We start from the raw sequence: 26,644 nt of genomic DNA, 5'->3' as shown, positions 1-26,644 counted from the left end.
GGGTGAGAAGGCGAGTCAGCGCGTCGTGTACCCCCTCCGCCCCTGCGGGGCACCTCTGGTTCGCAGCTCTACGAGTCCCCTGGGGGGGAGGCAGGGGTGTCACTCCTTGGCTCCCCCCCAGGGAGCTGGCACCGAAGGTGATTGAGGGGTCAGCCTTCAGCGTCCTCGGAAACGGGCTCTTCGGCCACCCCACCAAAGCTTGCCCAGTCCCGCTCCTGCTCTGGCGGTTGCTCACGTTCAGGCATGCCTTGAAAGGCAGATAGCGCCTCAACGATTGCTCGACCATCCTGCCTGTTTTCTGGGGTCGTCCTGGGCCACGGCTTGCATCGTACAGGGGCATAAAGACCGAGGCGGCAGGCGTGTGAGGAAAGTCGCGCCGCATGCGACCCCTCCGCCCCTGCGGGGCACCTCCCCTTAGAAGGGAGGCTTTGAAGGGCGTCACAGCCGACGTTTTCGCGCTTTTCAGGCTCCCTTTTGAGGGGAGCTGGACGCGCAGCGGACTGAGGGGTCAGCCCGCCGCCCCACCTCCAGATAAAAATCAACCCGCGCTTTTATCCCGCCCCGCCCGTAGAACGGGAAGCGGCCCGGCCCCGGCAAACCTGCCACGGGGGCGTGCCCGGAGGCTGTCATGAATCTAAGAAAACTGCTGCTGATCGTGCTTGCCCTCTCGACACTCGTGGTGACTGGCGCGGCCAGCGCGACCGGCTGGCCCGACCCGGACGATGCGTACTGCTCGACGCAGGGCACCGTAAAGATCTGCAAGCTCCGCTGAGGACGGCGGACACAGGGGGGACGGCAATGGCTGTTCCCCCATTTTATGCCGTCAGGCGGTGACGTACAGATCGACCACGTCCCCGACCAGCCCCATGTCCTGCAACCGCCGCGCGATCAGCGAGCGGTGGCACTCGCCGGGGTTCTTCTCGTAGCACAGCAGGGCGGCGTGCCCGTGGGCGGCCAGCGTGCCCAGTTCCTCCAGTGCGCCCTGCTGCGTGGCGAGGTGCAGGGTGTATGCGGCCTTCAGCGCGGCAATGTCCTTATCCAGCTTGTACGCCTTGCGGACGGCGGGCGGGGTACCCAGGTCGCGCAGGTGCCGGTACGCGATGCCCTGCTCCTTCAGCGCGGTACTCAGCGCGGTCTTGCTGTAGCCCCGGCGGCGGCTCTGGGCGCGTTCACGGGTGTCGACCAGCACGGTCACGCCGGCGTGCGTCAGGGTGGCCAGGAAGGCATCCAGCGGGGCGTCCTCGTAGCCGATGGTGTGCAGGGTGGGCGGGGTCATGCGTGCACGGTAGCGGGGGCCGCGCCGGGGGATCGTGGTGATCCTCCCCGGCGTGGCCCCCACGGGCGGCGGTCATACCAATTCCGATCGGATCGGTTCTCTGAACCGATTCGATCCGACCGGACTCGCAGAGCTGCGTAGCAGCGGGAGTCGGTATCAGTCGCTGGCGACGCCCAGGCGCGGGCCGCCCGACTGGTGCGGCTGGGTGGTCACCGGCTTGGCGTACCACGTCATGGCGGGGCGGGCATCCAGGGTGAAGGTGTAGCCCAGGCGTTCCCAGAAGCGGGCACCGCGCGGATTCTCGCCCAGGACGCTGGCGAGGATGCGGGTGGTGCCCGGCGGCACATGGCGTTCGAGGTACTGCACGGCCTGTTCCCCCAGACGCTGGGACTGCCGGTCTTCGCGGATCAGCAGCAGGTTGATGGTCACGTCGCCCGGCTGCGGATAGTCGTTCTTGCAGTCCAGCGCCCCCACGAGGTCGCCGTGGTCGTCATGGAGCAGGCGCAGGGCGCGGCGGTGGTCAAGCAGGGCGATCTCGATTTCACGTTCCACGTCGCCCAGGGTGGGGACGCGGCTGCCCAGCAGGGCAAAGTAGCCGGGTGTGGCGGTGTACAGCGCGTGAAGCATTGGCGCGTGGTGCAGCGCCAGTGGAGTGGCGATCAAGGACGGGCCTCCCGTCCAGCGGGTCTTGGGTTGTGCGGTGCTGGACAACTGGCAGCATACGCCGCGAGTTGTCACAGTTCTGTGAATGTGCCGCGCCGCAGGACTTGAGGTGAAGTTCACCCGGATGTGGGTGGGGGTGCGCTACCCTGCCCGGATGACCGGCAGCTTCTATTCCTCCAGACTGGCGCGGCCCGGCGCGGTGCTCGCGCCCATGGCCGGGTACAGTGACGCGCCCATGCGGCAGCTCGCCGCCGAACACGGGGCGCTGTGGACGGTCTCGGAGATGATCAGTGCGCGGGGACTGGTCGGTGGCGGCGACACCGAGAAGCTGAATCTGGGCCGCCCGTACGCAGGCGAACTCGGCCGCGTGGTGCAGCTGTTCGGGGCCGACCCGGACGTGCTGGCGGCGGCGGTGGCGCGGGCCGAGGCATGGTTTTCCCCGGCGGCCATCGACCTGAACATGGGCTGCCCCGTGCCCAAGATCCGGGGCAAGGGCGGCGCGTGCCTGCTCCAGACCCCTGAGGTCGCGTACACGCTGATCCACGCCATGCGCGGCGCGACGGGCCTGGACGTGAGCGCCAAGATCCGGCTGGGCTGGGATCACGACCGCAGCGTGGAGGTCGCGCAGGGGCTCGCGGCGGCGGGTGCGGCGCTGATCACGGTACATGGCCGCACCAGCGCCCAGCGCTACACCGGCCAGGCCGACTGGGACGCGATCGCGCGGGTGGCCGCCAGCGTGGATGTGCCGGTGGTGGGCAGCGGCGACATCACCAGTGCACAGATCGCCCGCGAGCGCCAGCGCTGCGGCGTGGCCGCCGTGATGATCGGGCGGGGCGCGGTGGGCAACCCATGGATCTTCACGGCCCTGGCAGGCGGCGACGACGCCTGGCCCGACGTGACCACCCGCGCCCGCACCGCCCTGCGGCATGCCGAGCTGCAGGAGGCCTTCTACGACGACGACACCGGCCGCCTGACCCTGCGGCCCCTGCGCAAGGTGCTGCCCGCGTACCTGCCCGACGTGCCGGAGGTGCGCGACGCGCTGGTGCAGGTCGTGACCGTGGAGGACGTGCGCCGGGCCCTGGATCCACTGCTGGATCTGCCCACCGGGCATGGTGGTGGAACAGCGAGCACGGCGCGTGTCACGGCGGGGTATGCTGGACAGCAGAGATGAACGTCAGCGAGTACTACACCTACCTGTCCGCTGCGCGGGAACAGTTGTGGAACTATCTGCGTGCCCTGCCGCAGGCAGACCTCGACCGTGACCTGATCGAGTCCGGCGACCGGTTCCACTCCATCAAGGATCTGGTGCTGCACGTCACGGACGTCGAGGATCACTGGGTGCATTCGGTGGCTCGGGGCGACGGCGTGAACCGCGAGGGCCGCTACGCCCACGACTGGGTCAAGCCGGACGCCGCGCAGTACGACCTGTCCTGGATCATCGACTACGGCCGCGAGGTCAATGAGCGCACCCGCACCTTCTTGGAATCCGGCCCGGACATGAACCGCAGCGTGAAACTGGTGCAGGACGACCCGGCCAGCGACACGGTCACGCTGGATCAGCTGTTCTGGCACGTCATGACCCACGAGGTGCGGCACACGGCACAGATCGCCCTGATGATCCGCCAGCTGGGCCACACCCCCCCGTGGCTGGACTACATGCGCTTCGCCCGCCCGCAGGTCACGGCCGCCCAGAGCGGCGGGGTCGATGGCCTGGGCCTCGACGACGACGGCGACGACCTCTGATCTCCTGACAACGCCGCCCGGATCAAGTGTCTGGGCGGCGTTCATTACTGAGTGCTACAGGATCCGTTGGCCCAGCAGGCTGGCGGCCATCCCGACCATGACCTCGGCCGTCTGGTTGCGGGTGTCCAGGATGGGGTTGACCTCCACGATGTCCATGGACGTGATCCGGTGCGAGTCCGACAGCAGTTCCATGAGCAGGTGGCCCTCGCGGTAGGTCAGGCCGCCGGGCACCGGGGTGCCCACGCCGGGGCACACGCCAGGATCCAGGGCGTCGGCGTCGAAGGACACGTGGATGCCGGACACGCCGTCCAGCTGTTCCAGCGTCCGGTCGACGATCCGCGTGATGCCCAGCTGATCCACGTCCTTCATGGTGTAGGCGCGGATGCCGGCCTCACGCAGGGCGTCGCGCTCGCGGGTGTCTACGGATCGGATCCCGATCATGGTGATGTCCTCCGGGCGCAGCGTCCAGCCGTCCCCCAGCCCGGTCAGCCGGGAATCGCCCAGGCCGGTCAGGTGCGCGACCGGCATGCCGTGGATGTTGCCGCTGGGGCTGCTGTCCGGGGTGTTGTAGTCGGTGTGGGCGTCCACCCAGATCACGCCCAGGCGGCCGGTGCCAGTCCCGGCCCCCAGGCGGCGGGCGTTGCCGGCCACGGTGCCCATACTGACCGAGTGGTCGCCGCCCAGGGTCAGCGGGAACACGTCCCGGGGCAGCGCGGCCACCCGGTCGGCGGTGAGCCGGCAGGCATCCAGAATGGGTTCCAGAAAGACCAGGCCGCCGCTGGCGTGCTTGTCGAGCGTCTCGGGGATCGGCACCGGTACGTCGCCCAGATCCGTGACGTCATGCCCCAGGTCGCGCAGCGTGCGCGAGAGCTGGGCGTTGCGCAGGGCCGAGGCCCCCATGTCGACGCCACGCCGGCCGGCCCCCAGATCCATCGGAATGCCCAGTATCGAGACCTTCATGAAGAGCAGTCTAGGGGTGCTCAGGCGCTATGCCTTGCGCGTGCAACATTATTGCCGGTTCGTCTGTGACGGACGGCCTCCACGCATCGTCCGGTGCATATTCATGTCGCGGACTCAGCGGCGTTCGTGGGCCCAGGTCGTCAGGTCGCCGTCGTCTGCGCTCCAGCGCTGCCCCGTGCGGGTGAAGCCGGTCTTCTCCAGCACGCGCTCGCTGGCACGGTTGTGCCGGGCGGTGGCGGCGACCACGCGGCGCACGCGGGCCAGGGTGTGCAGGTGCGCCACGAGCGCGCCCACAGCTTCGGTCGCGTACCCCTGGTTCCAGACGGCCGGATTCAGGCCGTAGCCGATCTCCAGCTCGCCGGACGCGCTCACCGTGCCGGTCGAGCCCAGCTGGCCGATCGCGGTGAGTCGGTTCCCGGCGCGGGCATCACGGGCCACGAGCGTGAAGGACGTGTCCGGGTGCACGTCCTCCTGACCGGGCCGCAGACGCGCCAGGATGGCGGGGAAGAACGCCAGGGGATCGCCCGGCCACGCGGGCGGAAAGTGCACGGACATGGAACTGTCCGGCCCGGATCCACCGAACCCGCAGTTGAGGTCGAAGCTGGGATGGTCGAGTCGCTGCTGGATCATGCGGCGGGTCAGGGGCAGCAGCCACGTGCGGGGGGTGCTCAGGATCGCCACGCCTGCAGGGTACGTGAAGATGACGGCCCGCTCACGGGCTGATGGGGGCGCCGGACACGGGCTACACTCGGCAGACCGCTCCGGGTCTGCGCTGAGCAGGTCACGGTGCTGCCTGCCCGTCCATGAATGATCCGTCCTTCCCCGTCACCGCCGTGCCCGACGCTCTGCCTGTGCCCACCCTGGGGCGTCGGGCGCTGTTGCTGGCGGACGTGGTGCATCCCTTCGTCTACCGCGAGACCTTCCCGCACGGCCTGCCGGACATCGACATCGTGCTGGCGGCCGGCGACCTGCCCGGCTCGTATCTGGAGTTCGTGGCGAGCAAGCTGACCGTGCCCGTCGTGTACGTGCACGGCAACCACGCCAACGAGACGGTCATGGACGAGGACGACCGGCGCGTGCCGCCGCGTGGAGTGATCGCCGCGCACCGCCGCGTGGTCGAGGTGGCAGGACTGCGGATCGCGGGCTGGGGTGGAGCGCCGCGCTACCGCCACGGGGGCAACGGCCAGTACTCGCCGGCCGAGGCCTCGTGGGGGCTGGGCCTGCTGGCCATCCAGGCAAGACGCGGCGTGGATGTGCTGCTCACGCATGCGCCGCCGCTGGGGCCACACGCTGGGCAGGACTACGCCCACCGGGGCGATCCGGCCATCACGCGCTTCGTGCAGCGTCGCCGCCCGGGAGTACTGGTTCACGGACACATCCACGAGTACGAGGGAAAGAAGCTCGAATACGTCGATCAGACCACCGGTACCCGCGTGCTGAACGCCTACGGCTACCGGATCGTGGAGCTGTGAGACCCTGCGCCAGCCCCCGGCGGGGGCATGACCGCTGGCTTAAGGCTTGCTGTGCGTCCAGCACATGGCGCAGCGCACTCCAGATGACAGGATGACCGCGTGGCAGGACAGCGACCTCCACCGCCGGCCGGGTGCCGGCCGTGGTCGCCGCGTCGCCAGAGGGGGAGACGCCCACCCCTCTAACAACGGGCGTGCGAGCGGGCTGACGCCGGCCTCTGGAGGGTTCGAGTCCCTCCGCCCGCCGAACCCATGAACTGAACAGCGGCCAGGAGTCATTCCCTGGCCGCTGTCCTGTTACCGTCGGGGCATGACCACGAACGCCCGGCGCCTGCGGGATTTCCACCACGCCATCGGCCTGAGCGTGCCGGGCCGGCCCACCGTGCCCACGCCGCCGCTGCTGGCCCTGCGGCGCACCCTGATCGACGAGGAAGCCGCCGAGGTGCGGGCCGAGTTCGCCGCCCTGGCGGCCCGGCTGGAGGCGGGAGAGACCCCTGGCCCGGCCGCCCTGACCGCGCTGGCCCACGAGCTGGCCGACCTGCTGTACGTCACCTACGGAGCACTGGATACCCTGGGCATCGACGCCGACGCCGTGTTCGCGGAGGTGCACCGCGCCAACCTGGCCAAGGCGAGCGGCCCGCGCCGCGCTGACGGCAAGCAGCTCAAGCCCGAGGGATGGCAGCCGGCAGATGTCGCGGGCGTGCTGGCCGCGCAGGAGCCGGTGGGGTAACGGACAGCGGGGGAGACCGGCTGGCCTCCCCCGCTGTTCAGGGGCCGCCGGGCGGGGTCAGAACGGCGTTTCGTCCTCGGTCACCTGAACCGGGGGGCGGGGAGCAGTGGCGGTCGCGCCGCCGGGAGCCGGGCGGGCGGGCGCAGGCCGGGCCGCGTGGGGGGCCGACGCGGGACGTCCGCCGCCGGGGGTGGCGTAGCGCTCCTGGCGCTTGCCGCCCCGGAAGATCGCCAGGGTGACGTACTCGAACTCGCCGTCGGATTTCTCGCGCAGGTGGTCGGGATCGGTGCTCTTGGCTCCACGCGAGTACTTCACGGCGGCCGGCAGCTTCATCTTGCGGCTGTCCACGGCCTCCAGCTCACGGCGGCGGTACGCGTGGCCCTTGTGGATGACGAGTTCCTCGCCGTCGGGGCTCGTCCACTTCCGCGCGCCGATCAGCGTCCAGTCGAAGTCGGGCTCGTTGTCGTGCGGGAACTGATAGCCGCCGGTGGGCACCTCGCCGCTCGTCCAGCCCAGGCGACCGTACTGGCGCTGCACGTCCAGCAGCTTGTCGGCGCTGTCCACGTCCACGGTGACCCGTGCCCCGAGATCCGTCAGAAATTCGATGTGTAACACGATTCCTCCTTACGTAAATAACATAACACACTCCGCGGGAATCCGCAGGGGATGCCGCCCGCGGCGGCTCAGCCCCGCCGCGTCAGCACGTACAGCGCCCGCTCACCGTCGCGGGCCAGACCACTGACCTCGAACCCGGTGTCCAGGTACGTTCCCAGCGCCTCCCGCAGGGCCAGCCGCCACGCCCGGCGCGTCTCCACGCTCAGCGTCTCGGGGCGGGTGGGCACCTCGACCAGCACTCGGCCCGCATCCAGCCCGGTCACCACCTCGCCCGGCGCGGTATCGGGCAGCGCGGCCAGGGCCACGGCGCCCTCGGCGGGTTCCGGCGGGCGCTCCGCGTGCTCGCGGGTCAGCTCCCACTCGATCATCAGGCGGTCGGCGGGTTCGGCCGCGTGGCGGTCGGCCGACAGCGCGTACCAGTCCGGGTGGTACGACCGCGCCACCGCGCCCAGCTTGCCCAGGTTCAGGCGGGCGTTGCGGGCCACCAGCGGATCGAAGGTCCACGTCATGCGCGTGTGGCCCTGCGCCCGTGCCCGCTCGCGCTGCGCGAGTTTCAGCGCCACCGCCAGTCCGCTGCCGCGCCACTCCGGACGCACCGCCAGCAGGTGCGAGTGGTGCCACGTCTGCCCCCCCACCACCGCCGGAAACCCGTAGGCGAGGCCCACCGGCACGTCCACGTCGCCGCCGACACCGCTGGCCGGGTACGCGCCCAGCACGATCCCGCCCGTGGCGGCGCTGATGCGGAACATCGTGCCCGGCAGCACCTCGCGGTCGGCGTAGCCCCACGCGGCCACCTGCACGTCCTCCAGCGCCCGCATGTCCCACGGGTCGGTCACGTCGCGGATCACATAGGGCTGATCTACGAGGTGCACGGTCAAGGGTGGAATTCCTCCTGCACCTCGGCGATCCGCTCCACGAAGTCGCGGTTCAGGGTCACGCCGATCCCCGGCCCCGTCGGCACCGGCATCAGGCCGTCATGGGCCTCCAGCGGCTCGTTCACGACGTCGGTCTCCCAGTAGCGGCTGGCGCTGCTCGTGTCGCCCGGCAGCGTGAAGCCCGGCAGGGTCGACAGGTGGATGTTGTGGGCCCGGCCCACGCCGCTTTCCAGCATGCCGCCGCACCACACGGGGGCACCGAAGGCCTGCGCGAGGTCATGCACCCGGCGCGCCTCGGCGTGGCCGCCCACCCGCGCGACCTTCACGTTGATCACCCGCCCGGCGTCCAGCGCGAGGCCCTTGCGGGCGTCCTGGGCGCTCGCCACGCTCTCGTCGAGGCACAGGGGGGTGCGCAGGCGGCCCTGGAGGGTGGCGTGATCCACGAGGTCATCCCACGCGAGCGGCTGTTCGATGTAGGTCAGGCCGTACTCGTCCAGCGCCCGCAGGCGGCCCGTGTCGGCCAGGGTGTACGCGCTGTTGGCGTCGACCGTCAGGCGGATGTCCGGGAAGGCCTCCCGCACCGCCCGCACCGGCTGCACGTCCCAGCCGGGCCGGATCTTGAGCTTGATGCGGCGGTAGCCCTGCTCGACGTGCCGGCGCACCACGTCCACCGTGGCGGCCTCGTCCGGCTGGATGCCCAGGCTCACGCCGACCTCCACGCTGTTTCGGCGGCCGCCCAGCAGCGTGCCCAGCGGGACGTTCAGCATCCGGGCCCACAGGTCCCACGCCGCCATCTCGACCATGGCCCGCGCCATGCGGTTGCCCCGGAAGCTGCCCAGCGCGTCGTGGAGCGCCTCGGGGTTGGCGAAGGTCTGGCCCAGGAGGCGCGGCAGGAACACCTCCCGCAGCAGGTGCAGCGCCCCGACGATGGTCTCCTCGCGGTACATGGGCGCGAACTCCATGGTGCCCTCCGAGAGGCCCTGTACGCCGTCGCCGTGCAGCACCAGCAGCGGCACGACCTTCTCGGTCTGCACCCCGAAACTGGTCTCGAAGCGGAACTTCAGCGGCAGGCGCACGACCAGCAGTTCGGCAGCGTGGATACGGAGCATGGCCTCAGTATGGAGCGCGTGCGGACGGATCGCGGGCCGGGGCAGGCGCGGTCGTTCCACGCACGACCAGCTGCGACCCGAAGACATAGTGCCGCTCCCGCCCGGCGGGCTCCTGGATCAGGCGCAGCAACTCTTCCAGGCTCTTGCGGCCCAGCTGTGCGAAGTCCTGCCGGATCGTCGTGAGCGGCGGGTCGAAGTACGCCGCCTCGGGCGTGTCGTCGAAGCCCACCACGGACACGTCGTGTGGCACGCTCAGTCCGCGCTGGCGCAGGGCACTCAGGACCCCCAGCGCCATCTGGTCGTTGGCGGCGAACACCCCCGTGAAGATCACGCCGTCCTCTAGGGCGCGGACGGTCGCCTCGAAGCCGCTGCGGGCACTCCAGTCGCCGTCGTAGGTGGGCAGCGCGTCCACACCGACCTGCTGCACGACGCTGTAAAAGCCCTCGCGGCGCAGCCGCGCGTCGCTCCAGCCGGGCGGGCCACTGATGTGCAGCAGCCGCCGGTGTCCCAGCGCTGCCAGATGGCGCGTGGCGGTCGCGGCTCCCTCGAACTGGTCAATGCTGACCGTCGGGCCGTGGACATCGGCGGTCGCGTCGATCATCACGACCGGCAGGCTGCCGTCCAGCCCGCGCGCGATCTCGTGCGCGTCGTAGTTGGTGAGCAGCACCAGGCCGTCGACCCCGAACTGCTGGAGCCGGCGTACGGCGGTCAGGACATCCTGCTCGCGCACCTGCTCCAGATCGACCTGTTGCAGGGTGGTCAGCATGATCTCGTAGCCGACCTCATGGGCACTCTCCTGCACGTTCTGGAGGATCTGCGACGGGCCGTACTGGTTCATGCCGTGCGCCACCACGCCGATCAGCTGTGAGCGGCGCGTGACCAGGCCCTTGGCGAGCAGGCTGGGCCGGTAGCCCAGATCCTCGATGGCCCGCTGCACGCGCTCGCGGGTGTGCTGCGCGACGTTCGCGTGGTTGTTGATCACCCGCGACACCGTCTGGTACGACACGCCGGATCGTCGGGCGACGTCGTGGATGGTCACGGTCGGGGCGCGGGCGGGCGCGGGGGTGGACTTCTCGGGCGTGGTCATTCACCCTCCATTCTGGCCGCACGGCCACCGGCGTCTACGGCACGCACCTGCATCCCCCCGTCATGCACGGGGGCAGGCCGGGGACAGCCGCCGTCCGGGTCGCCCGGACTACTTCAGGCCGGCCGTCGCCATGATGCCCTCGGTCACGCGGCGCTGGAACAGCAGATACGCGATCACCGTCGGGACGGCGGCGGTCACGGCGGTCGCCATGCTCTTGGCATACGCCACGCCGTACGCGGACTGCACCTGCGTGATCCCCACCGGGATGGTGAGTTTCGCCGTGTCGTTCATGACGATGAAGGGCCACAGGAAGTTGTTCCACGCGCCGATGAAGGTCACGATGGCCAGCGACAGGGTGATGCTCCAGTTCAGCGGCAGGAAGATCCCGAACAGCACCCGCCACTCGCTCGCGCCGTCGATCCGGGCGGCGTCGCCGAGTTCCGGCGGCACCTGGTCGAAGAACTGCTTGTAGATGACCACGGCCACGGGCGCGGCGAGCTGCGGGATGATCAGACCCGCGAAGTTGTTCACCAGCCCCAGTTTGTTGATGAAGATGAACAGGGGGATCAGGCTGGCCTGGAAGGGAATCATGAACCCGGCCAGGATCAGCACGTACAGCCAGCGCCGGCCCCGGAAGTCGATCTGTGACAGCGCGTAGGCGCACAGCATGGAGAACAGCAGCACCATGACGGTGATCAGCAGCGTGGTGATCACGCTGTTGGCGTACCAGCGCACGATCGGGCTGTTCTGGAAGATGTACGTGTAACTGCTCAGGTCGACCGTCTTCGGCCACAGCGTCGGCGGGGCGGTGATCGTATCGGCCTCGGGTTTGATGGACGTGATGACGGCCCAGTAGATCGGGAAGAACCACAGGGCAGCCAGCACCAGGGTCAGGCCGGTGATCAGGGTGCCCCACATGCGGGCCAGCCGGACGGCCAGGGTCGGGGGGGGCTTGGTGGTGCGCAGGGTCGGTGCAGCGGTCATATCAGCGCGCTCCTCTGTTCAGGACCCGGTTCTGGAGCCCCGAGGCCAGCAGGATGATGACCATCAGCACCACGCCGATCGCCGAGGCGTAGCCGCCGTGCTGCTGCTGGAAGCCCTCGCGGTACGAGTACAGCAGCAGCACCAGGGTCTTGTCGAAGGGCCCGCCGCCGGTCAGCAGGTAGACCTGGTCGAAGATCTTGAACTGCGCGATCAGCTGCAGCAGCAGGATCAGGCTGGTCACCGGCCACAGGTTCGGCCACGTGATCGAGCGGAACATCCGCCACCCGGCCGCGCCGTCCAGGGCGGCGGCCTCGTAGATGTCCGCCGGGATGTTCTGGAGCCCGGCGATGAACAGCAGCACGTTGAACCCGACGGTCCACCAGATGGTCACCAGGGCGACGGCCGGCATGGCCCACACGGGATCCTGGAACCACGCGGTCGTGCTGCCGGTCAGGGTGTTGAACAGCCCGAAGTTCGAGTCCAGCACCCAGTTCCAGACCAGGGTGACCACGCTGACGGGCAGCACCTGCGGCAGGAAGAAGGCGGCCATGGCCAGGTTGCGCAGCTTCTTCAGGCGCATGACCAGCAGCGCCAGCCCCAGGCCGACCAGGGTGTTGGGCACGACTGTCAGGAAGATGAAGTACAGCGTGCCCACCAGGGCTGTCCAGAACGTGGGCTCGCTGAACAGCCGGACATAGTTGGCGAACCCGACGCCGGTGCCGGCACCGGTGAGGTCGGCGTTCGTGAACGACAGCTGGATCACGCGCAGCGAGGGGTAGATCAGGAACAGCACGTACAGCAGCACGAACGGCGCGACCATCAGCGCGGCGGTCAGCCAGCGTTTCCTGACCTGCAGCCGCTTCTGGGGGCTGAGCACCGTGGCCTGTGGGGGAGCGGTCTTGAGCATGTCACCTGCCTTTGCCTGCGGACGACGGGTCAGGGGAGGGAGGAGCGCGTCGCGGCGACCCCCCTCCCCTGCAGGCCACGCTTACTTGTTGAAGCTGGTCAGCGCGGCCTTGAACTTCGCGATGCCCTGTTCGGCGCTGAGCTGGCCCAGCAGCACCGGCGTGAAGTTGTTGCCGACTGCGTCGTACACCGGGCCGCCCACGCCGAAGATCGGCACGTTGGGTTCCAGGGTGGCGTTCTTGGCCGCCACCGCCGAATACTGCGCGACCGGCTGCAGCGCCTTGAAGGCCGCGCTGCTCTGCGTCGGCAGGTACGACGGGATGTGCCCCCCGCCCGCCCAGCCCATGCCGCCCTGCTTGTTCACGTAGCCGATGAAGGTCATGACCGCCTTCAGCTTCTCGGCGCTCATGGGGGTCTTGGTGTTGTTGGGGATGGCCAGGGTGTGCGAGTCCGCCCACGTCTGGCTGGCACCGGCGAGTTTGGGGAAGGCCATGATGCCGTAGTCGAACTTGATGGTGCCCTTGGCCTTGGCGTCCACCATGGTGGGCACCTCCCAGTTGCCGTTGAACATCATGGCGGTGCGGCCGGCGGTGAACAGCGCCACGGCGGCGGGGTACGCGGTGTTCTTGGTGAGGTATCCGGCCTTGGTCCAGTCGGCCATGGTCTGCAGCGCGGCCTTGCCCTTGGTGTCCAGGTCGTTCAGGTACAGCTTGCCATCCTTGTACATCGTGCCGCCGGATTGCAGGAACAGGGAGTACCACATGCGCCACAGCGTCGCGGGATCCTGGTTGGTGCTGAACGCGGCGGGCGTCACGCCGGTCTTGTCCTTGATGGTCTGCATGGCCTGGCCCAGGCTGGCCAGTGAGGTGATGCCGGTCGGCTTGCCATCGGCGCCCAGCAGCCCGGCCTTCTTCAGCAGGTCTTTGTTGTAGTACACGACGTAGGTGTGCGTGTCGAGCGGCAGGGCATACAGACCGGTCTTGCCCGCTGCCTTGGCATCGGTGTTCAGGGTGGTGACCAGGTTGGCCTGGAAGTCCGTGGGCTTGAGTCCGCCCAGCGCCAGGTCGGCGGTGGTGAAGGGCCGCAGGTCGTTCTTCTGGAGGCCGGCAGGTACGGCCGACAGGTGGTAGGTCATGACGTCGGGCGTCTGGCCGGACACGCTGGCGGTGTGCACCTTGGTGTAGAAGGGGTTGCCCCACGTCTGGGTGGTGCGGTTCACCACGATGTCCTTCTGGGACTTGTTGAAATCGTCCACGATCTGCTTCATGCGGATGCCGTCGCCACCGCCGAAGAAGTCCCAGAACACGATGGTCGTGGCGGCCTGCGCGGATGCGGAGAGGGCCAGAGCCAGGGTGAGCGCTTTGGTCGTGAGCACAGGGGTAAGACGCATGTGGTGCCTCCTGAAGCGTGAAAGAGGGCGGGGGAGGGGCGCTGGAGACCAGCACCCTCCGCGACGACATCCGGTTCCGGGTCAAGCAACGGCAGGGGGTGGGCAGCAGCTCCCACATTGAATTTGTGAACGATCACATGGTAAGGCAGCCCACCGGGGCTGTCAAGCCTGGGTGTCAGGCGGGCGTGTGCTGGCTGGTCAGCACCGTGAACGACAGTGGCGGCAGCGTCAGCGTCGCGGTGCCGGCATTCAGGGCCGGCGGATTGATGGTGTGGATGGTCACGGCCTCGGGCTGCTCGAAGGAGTTCGTGGCCATCGGGTCGCGGCCGGTCATCTGCCACGCCTGTGTCAGGGCGTCCGGCGCGACGTCCTCCCACTTCACGGTCACCTCCAGGGCCTCGGTCTGTGACCGGTTCACCAGGAACGCCGCGCCCTTCCCGGTCGCCGGATCATGGCTGGCCGTGACGTCCAGCAGGGACACCTCGCCGAACTTCCTCGTCTCGTGCGTGGGGGCCCTGACCAGTACGTCCAGCGAGTTGCCGGCCGCATGCTGGCTGAACATCATCAGCGGGTGGTAGATCGTCTGCAGGAACAGGCCGTCGGCGCGGGTCATGATCGGGGCGATCACGTTCACGATCTGCGCGATGCACGCGATCCGCACGATGTCCGCCTTGCGCAGGAAGGTCGAGAGCCACTGCGCCACGACCAGCGCGTCCTCCAGGGTGTAGACCTCCTCCAGGATGTGCGGCGCTTCCTCCCAGTTGCCGTCGCCGCCCACCTCGCGGTACCACACGTTCCACTCGTCCCAGCACAGGCCCACGTCCTTCCGGCTGCGGGTGTGCGCCTTCGCCAGCCGGATCGCGGCCGCCACCGTCTCGGCGTGCTCGTCGAAGTGCACGCTGCTCGCCAGGTACGAGTCGGTGTCCACGGCCTCCTTGGAGTTCATGTTCGGGTTGCCCACGTAGTAGTGCATGGAGAAGTAGTCGATGTGGTCGTACGTGCGCTCCAGCACCACGCGGTCCCACTCCGGGAAGGTCGGCATGGCCGTGTTCGACGACCCGCACGCGATGGTCTTGATCGTGGGATCCATCCAGCGCATCAGCTTCGCGGCCTCCACGGCCTTATCGGCGTACGCCACGGCGTCCAGGTGCCCGATCTGCCACGGGCCGTCCATCTCGTTCCCCAGGCACCAGTACTTCACGCCGTAGGGATCCTTGTGCCCGTTCTTCGCGCGCAGGTCGCTGAAGTGCGTGCCGGTGGGCAGGTTCATGTACTCCACGAGGTCCGCGGCGTCCTGGATGCTGCCGGTGCCGAGGTTCACGGCCCACATCGGCTCGGTCTTCAGTTCCTCCGCGAACTCCATGAACTCGTGCGGGCCGAACTGGTTGGTCTCGATCGAGCGCCACGCCAGCGCCCGGCGGCGCGGCCGGTCGGCCTTCGGGCCGATGCCGTCGGTCCAGCGGTAGCCGGACACGAAATTCCCGCCGGGGTAGCGCATGATCCGGTAGTTCAGGTCTTTCAGGGCTTTCATGACGTCGGGCCGGAAGCCGCGCTCGTCGGCCAGGGGCGACTTCGGGTCGTAGATGCCCTCGTAGATACAGCGGCCCATGTGCTCGGCGAAACCCCCGAAGATCAGGGGCGAGATGTCGGACACGATGCGCTGGGTGTTCAGGGCGACGGTCGCGGTGCGGGTGGAGTGGGCAGTGGTCACGGTGGTCCTCTCGGGGCAGGTCGGTCGGGAGCGAAGGCCTGTGGCTCCGGATGAAGGGCTCCGGCAGCCGGCGTGCGTGTGGAGGCGGAACGGGGATCGGCGGGACTCGCCTCAGGGTGAGGGCAACCTCCTGCAGCGACATGGAGGGAGGGCGGCACAGGGACGGAGCGGCCGGCAGTTCCGGTCGCGGCTGGGGATGTGGACACCTCCATCATATATTGTGATCGTTCACAGTCAAGCGTCGACGTGGCACGACGGCGCCCGGGCCCCGGCTCAGGCGTGGGAGCGGTGGGCCGGGGCGGTGCTCTCCCGCTCGACCAGCGTGGGCTGAAAGACCAGATGCCGGGCGGGGCGTTCCGGGTGCGCCATCCGGCGCATGAGTTCGTCCAGGCTGCGGCGGCCCAGCAGGCCGAAGTCCTGACGCACCGTGGTCAGCGCCGGCTCGAAGAACGCGGCCTCCGGCACGTCGTCGAAGCCGACGACGCTGACATCGTGCGGCACGCGGCGGCCCAGCTGGCGCAGGGCACGCATGGCCCCCAGCGCCATCTGGTCGTTGGCGGCCATGACCGCCGTGAACTCCAGACCGCTGTTCACGGCGGCCAGCGTGGCCGCGTAACCGCTGATCGCGGTCCAGTCCCCCTCGTACACCGGCAGCGGCGTCAGGCCGTGGCGCTCCATGACCTGGCGGTAACCGGCGGCCCGCATGGCCGCGTCGCTCCACATGGCCGGCCCCCCGATATGCAGCACCCGGCGGTGCCCCAGCGTGGTCAGGTGCTGCGCCGCCAGCACCCCACCGGCCACCTGGTCGATGCTGACCGTCGCGTCCCCGGCCGACATGGCCGCGTCGAGCACGATGGTCGGGAGATCGGTATCGAGCAGCGGGGCCAGCGCGTGCGCGTCGTAGGGCGTGAACATGACCACGCCGTCGACCCCGAACTGCTGGAGCCGCCGGAAGGCGACCGCGATCTCGGCCGAGCTGAACTGGTTCAGGGTGGCGAGGATGACCTCGTAGCCGTGGGTGCGGGCACTGCGCTCGACATTCTGGGCGATCTGGGCCGGGCCGTAGTGCTCGGTGCCGTGCGCGATCATCCCGATCAGCTGCGAGCGGCTGGTCGCCAGGGTCTTGGCGACGATGTTCGGCCGGTAGCGCAGGGTCTGGATGGCCTGGAGCACCCGCTCGCGCGTGTCCTGCGCGACGCTGGCGTGGGCGTTGATCACCCGCGACACGGTCTGGTGCGACACGCCCGCCTGCCGCGCGACGTCATGGATGGTCACGTTGCGGGTGCGGGCCCGTTTCCGGGATCGGGCGGGGGATGCGCTCACCGGGGGGGGCGCGCCCTCATGCTGCGCGTCTGGAGCAGCACGACGGCCAGCAGGAACACCCCGCGGATCACGTTCTGCCAGAACACATCGATGGTGATGACGCCGCGCCCGTTCTCAAAATTCAGGATGTTGAAGATGAGCCCCAGCAGCACGATGCCGACCATGGTACTGAACACGCTGCCCCGGCCCCCGCTGAGGAGCGTGCCGCCCACCACGACGCCCGCGATGGCCGTGAGCTCCCAGCCCACGCCCTCGGTCGGCTGGCCGGCACCGAACTGCGCGGCGAGGATCACGCCCGCGAGGCCGGCGAGCAGCCCGGACAGGGTATAGACCTGCACCTTGACCCGGTCGACCTGCAGGCCCATCAGGCGGGCGGCGTCCTCGTTGTCGCCGGTGCTCAGGGCGGTGCGGCCGAAGCGCGTGCCGTGCAGCGCCGCGCCGGCCGCCGCCAGGATGACGGCCACGATCAGCACCGGCACCGGAATGCCCAGCAGGTCGCCCTGGCCCACCTGGGCGAAGGGGCCGCCCGAGTCCACCGGCACGGCCGCCCGCTGCGAGAAGTACTGCGCCGCGCCGCGCGCCCCCAGGAAGGTGCCGAGCGTGATGATGAACGGCTCGACGCGCAGGCGCGTGATCAGCACGCCGTTGAGCAGTCCGACGACGGTGCCCGCCAGCACGCCGGCCAGGATGCCGGCCAGCGCCCCGTGCGGACTGGCGAGCGCCGCCGCGACGCTGCCCAGCGCCGCGACGCTGCCCACCGACAGGTCGATGCCGCCCGTGATGATCACGAAGGTCATGCCGATGCCCAGCAGCATGAACATGGCGTTGTAGCGGAAGAAACTGCTGATGTTGTACGTGCTCAGGAAGCCGGTGTACAGCACCGAGGCCAGCGCCACGAGGATCACGAGCGCGACGAGCGCGCCCTGTCCGCGCAGCAGCCTGGACACGCGGGACGCGGGCAGGGTGGATCCGGTCATGTCAGCGCCTCCTGGCCTGCAGGGCGACCGCCCCGATGATGATGGCGGCCTTGACCATCAGCGCGACGTCGTCCGGGACGCCCTTGACGAGCAGGGTGTAGCGCAGCAGCTGGATGAACAGCGCCCCGATCAGGGTGCCCAGCATGGTCACGCGCCCCCCGGCCAGCGCCGTGCCGCCCACCGCCACCGCCGCGATGGCGTCCAGCTCCATGTTCTGCCCCACCAGATTGCTGTCCGAGGAACTGTTGATGGCGATCACGATCAGGCCCGCCAGTCCGGCCAGCACGCCGCTGATGGTGTACACGATCAGCCGCACGCGATCCGAGGGCACCCCGGCCAGCCGCGCGGCCTCCGGGTTGCCGCCGACGGCGATCACCTGACGGCCGAACAGCGTGTCGCGCAGCACCCAGGTCGCCACGGCCAGCAGCGCCAGCATCAGGTACACCTGCACGTTCAGCCCCAGCACGCGGCCGGTGCCCAGCGCGCTGAACGCGGGCTCGGTGAAGTTCACGAGGCTGCCGTGGCTGATCACCTGCGCGATGCCGCGCCCCGCGATGAACAGCACCAGCGTCGCGATGATCGGCTGGATCTGGAAGCGCGTGACCAGAGCCCCGTTGAACAGCCCCAGCAGGCCAGTCACGACCAGCGGCACCACGATCGCCAGGATCACGCCGGACGGGCCGTCCAGCGCCGGATTCAGGAACAGCAGCGGCGCGATGGCCCCGCCGATCGCCATCAGCGAGCCGACCGACAGGTCGATGCCGCGCGTGGCGATCACGAAGGTCATGCCGATGCCCACGATCACGATCGTGGCCGTCTGGGTCAGGTTCAGGTTCAGGGTGTTCACGGTCAGGAAGCGCGGCGTGGTCAGCGCGTTGAAGATAATCAGCGCGATCAGCGCGATCAGCGCGCTGGACATCGGCAGGGCGGGGCGGGCCCGCCGCGCGGGCGCGGGCGGGTGGGGGCGGTCAGGACTGAGCACGGTCATGGCTCCCTCCGGGGGGGGTGTCGCCGTGGGCCATGGCGGCCAGCAGCTGCTCCTCGTCCAGGTCGTCCTGGGTCAGGGTGCGCACGGACTGCCCGTCGCGCAGCACCGTCACGCGGTGGCAGCCCTCCAGCAGTTCCTCCAGATCCGAGGAGATCATCAGGACGCTCAGGCCCTCTTGGGCCAGCTCGCTGATCAGGCGCTGGATCTCGGCCTTCGCGCCCACGTCGATGCCGCGGGTGGGTTCGTCGAGGATCAGGAGCTCCGGCTGCAGGCACAGCCAGCGGGCCAGCAGCACCTTCTGCTGGTTGCCGCCCGACAGCTCCCGGATGGGCTGCTCGGCGCTGGCACAGCGGATGCCGAGCCGGTCGATGAACTGCTGCACGATCCGCTGCTGCTCGGCGCGGCCCACCACGCCCGAGCGGGTCAGGCGCGGCAGCATGGCCAGCGTGAGGTTCTCGCGCACCGACCACTCCGGCACGATGCCGTCGTGCTTGCGGTCCTCACCGCAGAAGCCCACGCCGGCCCGGATCGCGGCGGCGGGCGACGACCAGTGCGTGACCCGCCCGTTCAGGCGCACCTCGCCCTGCGCCGCCTCGGCCGCGAACACGGCGCGGGCCGTCTCGCTGCGCCCGGAGCCGAGCAGGCCCGCGAGGCCCAGCACCTCGCCCCGGCGCACGTCCAGCGACACGTCCCGCAGCTGTGGCGGCCGCGCCAGCCCGGTGGCCTGCAGGCGCGTGTCGGTGCCGGGCTCGTGCCGCTTGAAGCCCGTCTGGCCCTGGGCCTCGAGCTCCTGCTCCTGGCGCCCCAGCATCAGCGACACGAGCTGCAGGCGGCTCAGGCCGCCCAGTTCACCCGCGTACACGGTCTCGCCGTCGCGCATGACCGTGATGTGGCTGCACACCTCGTACAGCTCGTCGAGGCGGTGCGACACGAAGATCACGGACACGCCCTGCGCCTGCAGGCGGCGGACGACCCCGAACAGCGTCCGCACCTCCGAGTCGTCCAGTGACGACGTGGGCTCGTCCATGACGACCAGCCGGGCCTGGAGGGCCAGGGCGCGCGCCAGCGCCACCATCTGCTGCGTGGCGAGACTGAACTCGCCCAGCGGCCGCGTGACGTCCAGCTCGATGCCCAGCTCGCGCAGCTGGGCGGCCGCCCGCGCGTGGGTGGTGCGCCAGTCGATCCAGCCGTAGCGGCGGCTCTCCTGGCCGAGCAGGACGTTCTCGGTGACACTCTGGAGCCGCACCAGGTTGACCTCCTGGTAGATGGTGCCGATGCCGTGCAGCTGGGCCTGGATGGGGGTGGTGAAGGTCACCTCCTGACCGCTGAGCCGGACGGTGCCGGCGTCGCGCAGGTACGCGCCGGTCAGGATCTTGAGGAGGGTGGACTTGCCGGCTCCGTTCTGGCCGATCAGGGCGTGCACCTCGCCCGGCCCGACCCGCAGGTGCGCGCCGCGCAGGGCGGGAATGCCCGCGAAGGCCTTGTGGATGCCGGTCATCTCCAGCAGCGGCTGCGTCATAGGTCTCCGTACACACGCCGGCAGACCCGCGGGCTCCACAGGCCCGCGAATCTGCCGGCGCGCCGATCAGAAGGCGGAATTCAGGCTGGCTTTGGCGTTCGAGATGTCGAAGAAGCGGTCGTCGTTGATCAGCTTGGGCGCGATCTTCTTGCCGGCGGCGTAGTCCCTCATGGTCTGGAAGGCCTTGACCCCGAAGCGCGGGTTGCACTCGACGGTGGCACCCAGCTTGCCGGCGATGATCGCCTCGAGCGCGGACTTCTGCCCGTCGATGCTGACCAGCGTGATGTCCTTGCCCGGCTTGCGGCCGGCGGCCTCGAGCGCGGTGATCGCGCCGAGCGCCATCTCGTCGTTGTGGGCGTACACGGCGGTGGCGTCCGGGTGCGCCTGGATCAGCGCCTCCATCACCTTGCGGCCCTCGTCGCGGGTGAAGTTCCCGGTCTGCGACACGAGCACCTCGATGCCCGGGTGCTTGGCGATGTAGTCGTGGAACCCCTTCTCGCGGGCGATCGCGGGCGACGAGCCGGTCGAGCCGAGCAGCTCGATGACCTTGGCCTTGCCCTTGGTCGTCTTGACCAGCCACTCGGCGGCACGCTGGCCCTCGGCGTAGAAGTCCGAGCCGATGAAGGCCACGAAGTCCCGCCCCGGCTTGGCGACCGTCTCGTCGACGTTGCGGTCGATGATGAACATGGGGATGCCGGCGCGTTTGGCTTCCAGCACGACGGGCGTCAGGGGTTTCTCCTCGCGGGGCGTGAGGAAGATCGCGTCGACGCGCTGCGCGATGCACGAGCGGACGTCGCTGGCCTGCTTGGCCGCCGAGCCGTTGGCGTTCGTGAACACCAGCTGCCAGCCCAGGCGCTTGGCCTCGTCCTGCATGCTCTTGGTCTGCGCCAGCCGCCACGGGTTGTCCATCTCCGACTGGTTGAAGCACACGCGGTACGTGGGCTTCACGGCCAGTTTGGGCAGTCCGGTGCTCTGCGCGGCGGCGAAGGTCAGGGCGGCGATGGCGGCAGAGACGGTCGCAGTGCGGATGTTCATGGGGACTCCAGCGGGACACTCCGCACAGCGTGGGCAGGCGGGCAGAGGCATGCACCACGGTCACGGTGGTGGCGCGCGGCCGAGACGTGTCGGCGGTTTCGGATAGTGAACGCTAACATGCATAACATGACATTCGCAGCCTGTCAAGGGAAGGTGATCTTAAGATCCGTGACGATGCCAGGAGGTGCGTCAGGTGGTAGATATGCCCACTGAATCGGTGAAAACCATCGCGATTCCTGTCGCCCCGCCGCCTGCACGTGACCCGCGGACGGGCCGATCTGGCGGCCGGCTGGGTCGGCTTGACATGGCGACGATCGACTCATTACGCTGTTAACGTTCACAATCACGTTGCTGCCCCGGCACTCGCCGACCACGTCCCGTCCAGCAGGAGGACAGGAGATTCCATGACCCCGCCCAGCCCCACCCCCACGCCCCGGACGGCTCCATGACTGCCCGGCACACCATCGGGGTCGATTTCGGCACCGAGTCCGGCCGCGCCGTTGTTGTCCGCGTCTCGGACGGCGTCATCGTCGGTGAGGGCGTCACGCCCTACGCGCACGGCGTCATGGACGCGCGGCTCCCGGACGGCACCCCGCTCGGCAAGGACTGGGCGCTGCAGCACCCGCAGGACTACCTCGACGTGTTCCGGCAGGCCGTGCCCGCTGCCCTGCGTGACGCCGGCGTGGGCGCGGATGACATCGCCGGGATCGCCGTGGACTTCACGGCCTGCACGGTGCTCCCCACCCGCGCCGATGGCACGCCGCTGGCCCTGCTGCCCGAGCACGCCGGGAAGCCGCACGCGTGGGTGAAGCTCTGGAAGCACCACGCCGCGCAGCCGCAGGCCGACCGCATCAACGCCGTGGCCGAGCAGCGCGGCGAGCCGTGGCTGCCGCGCTACGGCGGCAAGATCAGCAGCGAGTGGCTGTTCGCCAAGGCCCTGCAGATCCTGGAGGAGGATCCCGCCACCTACGCCGCCACCGAGCGCTTCATCGAGGCCGCCGACTGGGTCGTGTGGCGGCTCACCGGCGTGGAGACCCGCAACGCCTGCACGGCCGGGTACAAGGCCATCTACCAGGACGGCCAGTACCCCAGCCCCGAGTACCTGGGCGCACTGAACCCCGGGTTTGCGGACTTCGTGCAGACGCGTCTGGGTGCAGAACTCAGCCCCCTGGGCGGCCTCGCCGGGCACCTGACCGAGGAGGCCGCCGGCTGGACGGGCCTGAGGGCCGGCACGCCCGTGGCCGTGGCGAACGTGGACGCGCACGTCACGCTGCCCGCCGCGGGCGTGACCGAGCCCGGCCGCCTCGTGGCGATCATGGGCACGAGCACGTGCCACGTCATGGTCGATTCGCAGCTGCGCGAGGTGCCGGGCATGTGCGGCGTGGTGCCGGGCGGCGTGGTGCCGGGCCTGTACGGGTACGAGGCCGGGCAGAGCGGCGTGGGCGACATCTTCGCGTGGTTCGTGAAGAACGCCGTGCCCGCCGGGTATTACGCGCAGGCCGAGCAGGAGGGCCTGAGCATCCACGCCCTGCTGGAACGCGAGGCCGCGAAGCAGGCCCCCGGCGAGCACGGCCTCGTGGCGCTCGACTGGATCAACGGGAACCGCAGCGTGCTCGTCGACGCGGAACTCAGCGGGATGATCGTTGGCCTGACCATGGGCACCCGCGCGCCGGACATCTACCGCGCGCTGATCGAGGCGACCGCGTACGGCACGCGCCTGATCATCGAGACCTTCGAGGCGAGCGGCGTGCCCGTCCACGAGCTCGTGATCGCCGGCGGCCTGAAGAAGAACCGCCTGCTGATGCAGATCTACGCCGACGTGACCGGCCGCCCCCTGAGCGTGCTGGACGCCGAGCAGGGCCCCGCACTGGGCAGCGCCATCCACGCCGCCGTGGCTGCCGGAATCTACCCGGACATCTTCGAGGCGGCCAGGGCCATGGGGCAGGTGAGCCGCAACGTGTACACGCCCGACCCGCAGGCGCAGGCCACGTACACCGAGCTGTACGAGGAATACCGCACCCTGCACGACTACTTCGGGCGCGGCGCGAACGAGGTCATGCACCGCCTGAGACAGCGCCGGAGGGCCGAATGACCGCGAACCTGAGCCACCCCGATGTGCGCCGCGACCTGACCGACCTGCACCTCGAACTCCCCAGAAACGGCCTCGTCACGTGGACGAGCGGCAACATCAGCGCCCGCGTGGACGGCGGGATGCTCATCAAGCCCTCGGGCGTGACCTTCGAGAATCTGACGCCGGAGAGCATGGTCATGACCGACCTCGACGCGCGGGTGCTGGAGGGCACGCACAGCCCGTCGTCGGACACGGCCACGCACGCGTACATCTACCGTCACCTGCCGGACGTGGGCGGTATCGTGCACACGCACAGCCCCTACGCGACCGCGTGGGCCGCGCAGGGACGCGAGATCCCCTGCATTCTGACCGCCATGGCCGACGAGTTCGGCGGCCCGATTCCCTGCGGGGATTTTGCCCTGATCGGCGGCGAGCAGATCGGCGCGGAGGTCGTCCGTGTCCTGAAAGGGCACCGCTCGCCTGCGATCATCCTCCAGAGCCACGGCGTGTTCACCCTCGGGCCCACGCCGAGGGCCGCCCTGAAGGCCGCCGTGATGGCCGAGGACGTCGCCCGCAGCGTGTTCCTGGCCGTGCAACTGGCCGCGAGCCTGGGCACGCCGGTCAGGACGCTCGATCCCGCCGACATCGACTCGCTGTACGACCGCTACCAGAACGTGTACGGGCAGCGCCCGCAAGGAGACCGCGCATGATCTACCTCGACACCCCGCAGCTGTGGTTCGTGTGCGGCTCGCAGCACCTGTACGGCCCGGAACCGCTCGCGCAGGTCGCCGACCACGCGGAGCAGATCGCCGCCGCGCTGGACGCCAGCAGCGACATTCCCCTGGAAGTCGTCGCCAAGGGGGTGATGACGACCGCCGAGGAGATCCGTGCGCTGTGCCGGCAGGCTGATGCCGACCCGACGTGCGCGGGCCTGATCCTGTGGATGCACACCTTCAGCCCCGCGAAGATGTGGATCGGCGGCCTGGGCAGCCTGAAGAAGCCCTTCGTGCACCTGCACACGCAGTTCGAGCGCGAGCTGCCGTGGGCGTCCATCGACATGGACTACATGAACCTCAACCAGTCCGCGCACGGCGACCGCGAGGCGGGCTTCCTGCACACCCGGCTGCGACTGGAACGCAAGGTCGTGGTCGGGCACTGGAGCGACCCGGACGTGCACGCCCGCCTGGGCGCGTGGTCGCGCGCCGCGTGGGCGTGGGCCGACTGGCAGGGCGCGAAGTTCGTGCGCTTCGGCGACAACATGCGCAACGTGGCCGTGACCGACGGCGACAAGGTCAGCGCCGAGATGAAGTTCGGCTTCAGCGTGAACACCCACGGCATCGGCGATCTGGCGGCCCGGATCGATGCCGCGAGCGATGCCGACGTGGACGCTCTGATTCAGACCTACCTGACCGAGTACGACGTGGCCGAGGAGCTCCGCCCCGGCGGCGACCGGCACCAGTCGCTGCTGGACGGCGCGCGCATCGAGGCGGGCATGCGGGCCTTCCTGCAAGACGGCGGCTACCGGGGCTTCACGGACTCCTTCGAGGATCTGCACGGCCTGACGCAGCTCCCGGGGCTCGCCACGCAGCGCCTGATGGCCGAGGGCTACGGCTTCGGCGGCGAGGGCGACTGGAAGACCCCCGCCCTGGTGCGCGCCATGAAGGTCATGGCCCACGGATTGGGCGGCGGCACGAGCTTCATGGAGGACTACACCTACCACCTGGAACCGGGAAAACATCAGGTGCTCGGCTCGCACATGCTGGAGGTCTGCCCGACCATCGCGGACGGCAAGCCCCGGCTGGAGGTGCATCCCCTGGGGATCGGCGGGAAGGACGACCCGGTGCGGCTCGTGTTCGACGCCCAGCAGGGCGCGGCCATCAACGTGTCCCTGATCGACCTGGGGAGCCGCTTCCGCTTCATCGTGAACGAGGTGGACTCCGTGGAGCACCCGGCGCTGCCGAAGCTGCCGGTCGCGCGGGCCGTGTGGGAGTGCCGCCCGGACTTCAAGACCGCGTGCGCCGCGTGGATCTACGCCGGCGGCGCGCACCACACCGGGTACTCGACCGCCGTGACGACCGAGATGATCGAGGACTTCGCGGGCATGGCCGGCGTGGAACTCGCGGTCATCGACGCGAAGACCGAATTGCGCGACTTCCGCCAGAACCTGCGCCTGAACGACCTGTACTACGTGCTCGCGCAGGGGCTGCGGGCGTAATGAGAATCAGGCTCCTGGCCGCGCTGCTCCTGACGTCCGCCGCCCTCGCCGGCGGGGGAGGCCCGATCATGCAGCCCGCCCTGAAGGGCGACACGCGGCTGCACGACCCCACGGTGCTGAGGGTCGGCTCCCGCTACGTCGCCATGGGCACCGGCCTGGAGAACGTGGACGGCGGCACCCTGCGCCTGCGGACGTCGCCCGACGGCATCACGTGGGCGGACGCGGGCACGCTGGGCGTCCGCATTCCCGACTGGATCTACGACCAGATCGGCACGCAGCCCCCGAACCTGTGGGCCCCCACGCTCTCCGTGCGCGGCGGCACCACGTACCTGTACTACGCGGCGTCCGTGTTCGGCGAGAACACCAGCGTGATCGGCCTCTACACGAACGCGAAGCTCGACCCGATGCACCCGGAACGCGGCTGGGTCGACCGCGGGCCCGTCCTGACCACGAAGAAGTCCGACACCTTCAACGCCATCGACGCGTACCGCCTGGACACGCCGGATGGAAAGGCGTGGCTGGTGCTCGGGTCGTACTGGACGGGCGTCAAGCTGCGGGAACTCGACCCGGTCAGCGGAAAGCTCAGGGGCACGAAGCAGTACGACCTCGCCTCGCGCGGGGGCGGCGCGGTCGAGGCCGCCACCATCGTCCGGCACGGGAAATACTTCTACCTGTTCGTGTCCTTCGACCGCTGCTGCGCGGGCCTGGACAGCACGTACCGCATCATGGTCGGGCGATCTGCGGCCATCACTGGGCCGTACACCGACCGCGAGGGCGTCCCGATGATGGGGGGCGGCGGCACGCAGGTGCAGGCCACGAAGGGCAGATACATCGGCCCCGGCGGGCAGGAGGTGTACACGGACGGCGCGCAGCAGCGGCTCGTGTACCACTACTACGACGGCGACGAGAACGGCGTGAGCCACTTCCAGACCGCGCCCCTGACGTGGGACGCGGACGGCTGGCCCGACCTGGGCGCGCTGCCGAACGGGGGGAATTAG

At 69.6% G+C, this 26,644-nt stretch carries 26 protein-coding genes; 9 read left to right on the top strand and 17 right to left on the bottom strand.

Annotated features, from left to right (window positions below; translation table 11 throughout):
• The first annotated feature begins 628 nt into the window (after nucleotides 1–628).
• On the top strand, nucleotides 629–772 hold the full coding sequence (locus U2P90_RS17245; protein WP_322473094.1) for a hypothetical protein: 144 nt from the start codon (nucleotides 629–631) through the stop codon (nucleotides 770–772).
• Nucleotides 773–823: 51 nt separating this feature from the next.
• Here the strand turns inward: U2P90_RS17245 and U2P90_RS17240 are convergent, their stop codons facing one another.
• Nucleotides 824–1,276, bottom strand: coding sequence for a DUF488 family protein (locus U2P90_RS17240; RefSeq protein WP_322473093.1), 453 nt, complete (start codon nucleotides 1,274–1,276; stop codon nucleotides 824–826).
• Nucleotides 1,277–1,432: 156 nt separating this feature from the next.
• Nucleotides 1,433–1,939: a GNAT family N-acetyltransferase gene (locus U2P90_RS17235; protein ID WP_295820977.1), complete on the bottom strand. Its 507-nt coding sequence runs from the start codon at nucleotides 1,937–1,939 to the stop codon at nucleotides 1,433–1,435.
• Nucleotides 1,940–2,093: 154 nt separating this feature from the next.
• Here U2P90_RS17235 and U2P90_RS17230 point away from each other — a divergent pair, with 154 nt between their 5' ends.
• Complete coding sequence (locus tag U2P90_RS17230; RefSeq protein ID WP_295820979.1) at nucleotides 2,094–3,110, top strand: tRNA dihydrouridine synthase; 1,017 nt, start codon at nucleotides 2,094–2,096, stop codon at nucleotides 3,108–3,110.
• On the top strand, nucleotides 3,107–3,682 hold the full coding sequence (locus U2P90_RS17225; protein ID WP_295820980.1) for a DinB family protein: 576 nt from the start codon (nucleotides 3,107–3,109) through the stop codon (nucleotides 3,680–3,682). Before U2P90_RS17230 ends, U2P90_RS17225 begins: the two co-directional genes overlap by 4 nt.
• 54 nt (nucleotides 3,683–3,736) lie before the next feature.
• On the opposite strand, the gene rocF is transcribed toward U2P90_RS17225, so the two are convergent.
• Together rocF and U2P90_RS17215 are read right to left on the bottom strand one after the other, a co-directional pair.
• Nucleotides 3,737–4,642: an arginase gene (rocF, locus tag U2P90_RS17220; RefSeq protein ID WP_322473092.1), complete on the bottom strand. Its 906-nt coding sequence runs from the start codon at nucleotides 4,640–4,642 to the stop codon at nucleotides 3,737–3,739.
• A 114-nt stretch (nucleotides 4,643–4,756) separates the two neighbouring features.
• Nucleotides 4,757–5,323 (bottom strand): GNAT family N-acetyltransferase, encoded by a 567-nt coding sequence (locus tag U2P90_RS17215; protein WP_322473091.1) that lies wholly within the window; start codon nucleotides 5,321–5,323, stop codon nucleotides 4,757–4,759.
• 122 nt (nucleotides 5,324–5,445) lie between these two features.
• Between U2P90_RS17215 and U2P90_RS17210 the strand changes: the two genes are divergently transcribed.
• Together U2P90_RS17210 and U2P90_RS17205 are read left to right on the top strand one after the other, a co-directional pair.
• Entirely contained in the window at nucleotides 5,446–6,114 is a 669-nt protein-coding gene (locus U2P90_RS17210) for a metallophosphoesterase (RefSeq protein ID WP_295820985.1), read from the top strand.
• A 307-nt stretch (nucleotides 6,115–6,421) separates the two neighbouring features.
• Nucleotides 6,422–6,841, top strand: a complete 420-nt coding sequence (locus tag U2P90_RS17205) for a hypothetical protein (protein WP_295820987.1) — start codon at nucleotides 6,422–6,424, stop codon at nucleotides 6,839–6,841.
• A gap of 57 nt (nucleotides 6,842–6,898) precedes the next feature.
• Here the strand turns inward: U2P90_RS17205 and U2P90_RS17200 are convergent, their stop codons facing one another.
• From U2P90_RS17200 to U2P90_RS17140, 13 genes are all read right to left on the bottom strand, one after another.
• Nucleotides 6,899–7,456, bottom strand: coding sequence for a single-stranded DNA-binding protein (locus tag U2P90_RS17200; RefSeq protein WP_322473090.1), 558 nt, complete (start codon nucleotides 7,454–7,456; stop codon nucleotides 6,899–6,901).
• Between the two features lie 68 nt (nucleotides 7,457–7,524).
• Nucleotides 7,525–8,274 carry an acyl-CoA acyltransferase gene (locus U2P90_RS17195; protein WP_322474719.1) on the bottom strand — a complete coding sequence of 250 codons (750 nt, stop codon included), beginning with the start codon at nucleotides 8,272–8,274 and terminating at the stop codon, nucleotides 7,525–7,527.
• Between the two features lie 56 nt (nucleotides 8,275–8,330).
• Nucleotides 8,331–9,440, bottom strand: coding sequence for an o-succinylbenzoate synthase (gene menC, locus U2P90_RS17190; RefSeq protein ID WP_322473089.1), 1,110 nt, complete (start codon nucleotides 9,438–9,440; stop codon nucleotides 8,331–8,333).
• 4 nt (nucleotides 9,441–9,444) lie between these two features.
• Nucleotides 9,445–10,527 carry a LacI family DNA-binding transcriptional regulator gene (locus U2P90_RS17185; protein ID WP_322473088.1) on the bottom strand — a complete coding sequence of 361 codons (1,083 nt, stop codon included), beginning with the start codon at nucleotides 10,525–10,527 and terminating at the stop codon, nucleotides 9,445–9,447.
• Between the two features lie 108 nt (nucleotides 10,528–10,635).
• On the bottom strand, nucleotides 10,636–11,511 hold the full coding sequence (locus tag U2P90_RS17180; protein ID WP_295820995.1) for a carbohydrate ABC transporter permease: 876 nt from the start codon (nucleotides 11,509–11,511) through the stop codon (nucleotides 10,636–10,638).
• Nucleotide 11,512: 1 nt separating this feature from the next.
• The gene (locus U2P90_RS17175) at nucleotides 11,513–12,418 is read right to left on the bottom strand and encodes a carbohydrate ABC transporter permease (protein ID WP_295820997.1); all 906 of its coding nucleotides are present in this window, start codon (nucleotides 12,416–12,418) and stop codon (nucleotides 11,513–11,515) included.
• Nucleotides 12,419–12,499: 81 nt separating this feature from the next.
• Entirely contained in the window at nucleotides 12,500–13,807 is a 1,308-nt protein-coding gene (locus U2P90_RS17170; RefSeq protein WP_322473087.1) for an extracellular solute-binding protein, read from the bottom strand.
• Nucleotides 13,808–13,982: 175 nt separating this feature from the next.
• Entirely contained in the window at nucleotides 13,983–15,518 is a 1,536-nt protein-coding gene (locus tag U2P90_RS17165) for an alpha-N-arabinofuranosidase (protein ID WP_322473086.1), read from the bottom strand.
• Nucleotides 15,519–15,791: 273 nt separating this feature from the next.
• Entirely contained in the window at nucleotides 15,792–16,841 is a 1,050-nt protein-coding gene (locus tag U2P90_RS17160; RefSeq protein WP_322473085.1) for a LacI family DNA-binding transcriptional regulator, read from the bottom strand.
• A complete protein-coding gene (locus tag U2P90_RS17155) occupies nucleotides 16,838–17,818 on the bottom strand; it encodes an ABC transporter permease (protein WP_322473084.1) in 981 nt (326 codons plus the stop codon). The genes U2P90_RS17160 and U2P90_RS17155 overlap by 4 nt, the downstream gene beginning before the upstream one ends.
• Nucleotide 17,819: 1 nt before the next feature.
• A complete protein-coding gene (locus U2P90_RS17150) occupies nucleotides 17,820–18,806 on the bottom strand; it encodes an ABC transporter permease (RefSeq protein WP_322473083.1) in 987 nt (328 codons plus the stop codon).
• Nucleotides 18,787–20,325, bottom strand: a complete 1,539-nt coding sequence (locus tag U2P90_RS17145) for a sugar ABC transporter ATP-binding protein (protein ID WP_322473082.1) — start codon at nucleotides 20,323–20,325, stop codon at nucleotides 18,787–18,789. Before U2P90_RS17145 ends, U2P90_RS17150 begins: the two co-directional genes overlap by 20 nt.
• 66 nt (nucleotides 20,326–20,391) lie before the next feature.
• Nucleotides 20,392–21,360, bottom strand: coding sequence for an ABC transporter substrate-binding protein (locus tag U2P90_RS17140; protein ID WP_322473081.1), 969 nt, complete (start codon nucleotides 21,358–21,360; stop codon nucleotides 20,392–20,394).
• Between the two features lie 445 nt (nucleotides 21,361–21,805).
• Here U2P90_RS17140 and U2P90_RS17135 point away from each other — a divergent pair, with 445 nt between their 5' ends.
• The 4 genes from U2P90_RS17135 to U2P90_RS17120 are packed head-to-tail and all read left to right on the top strand — an operon-like array spanning nucleotide 21,806 to nucleotide 26,644.
• Nucleotides 21,806–23,452 carry a ribulokinase gene (locus U2P90_RS17135; protein WP_322473080.1) on the top strand — a complete coding sequence of 549 codons (1,647 nt, stop codon included), beginning with the start codon at nucleotides 21,806–21,808 and terminating at the stop codon, nucleotides 23,450–23,452.
• On the top strand, nucleotides 23,449–24,141 hold the full coding sequence (locus U2P90_RS17130; protein ID WP_322473079.1) for an L-ribulose-5-phosphate 4-epimerase: 693 nt from the start codon (nucleotides 23,449–23,451) through the stop codon (nucleotides 24,139–24,141). Before U2P90_RS17135 ends, U2P90_RS17130 begins: the two co-directional genes overlap by 4 nt.
• Nucleotides 24,138–25,646: an L-arabinose isomerase gene (gene araA, locus U2P90_RS17125; protein ID WP_322473078.1), complete on the top strand. Its 1,509-nt coding sequence runs from the start codon at nucleotides 24,138–24,140 to the stop codon at nucleotides 25,644–25,646. The genes U2P90_RS17130 and araA overlap by 4 nt, the downstream gene beginning before the upstream one ends.
• Entirely contained in the window at nucleotides 25,646–26,644 is a 999-nt protein-coding gene (locus U2P90_RS17120; RefSeq protein ID WP_322473077.1) for an arabinan endo-1,5-alpha-L-arabinosidase, read from the top strand. The genes araA and U2P90_RS17120 overlap by 1 nt, the downstream gene beginning before the upstream one ends.

Source organism: Deinococcus sp. AB2017081 (assembly GCF_034440735.1).
GTDB classification, from domain to species: Bacteria; Deinococcota; Deinococci; order Deinococcales; family Deinococcaceae; genus Deinococcus; species Deinococcus rufus.
Note: the sequence above shows the minus strand (reverse complement) of the source record. Positions and strands in the feature narration are given on the sequence as shown.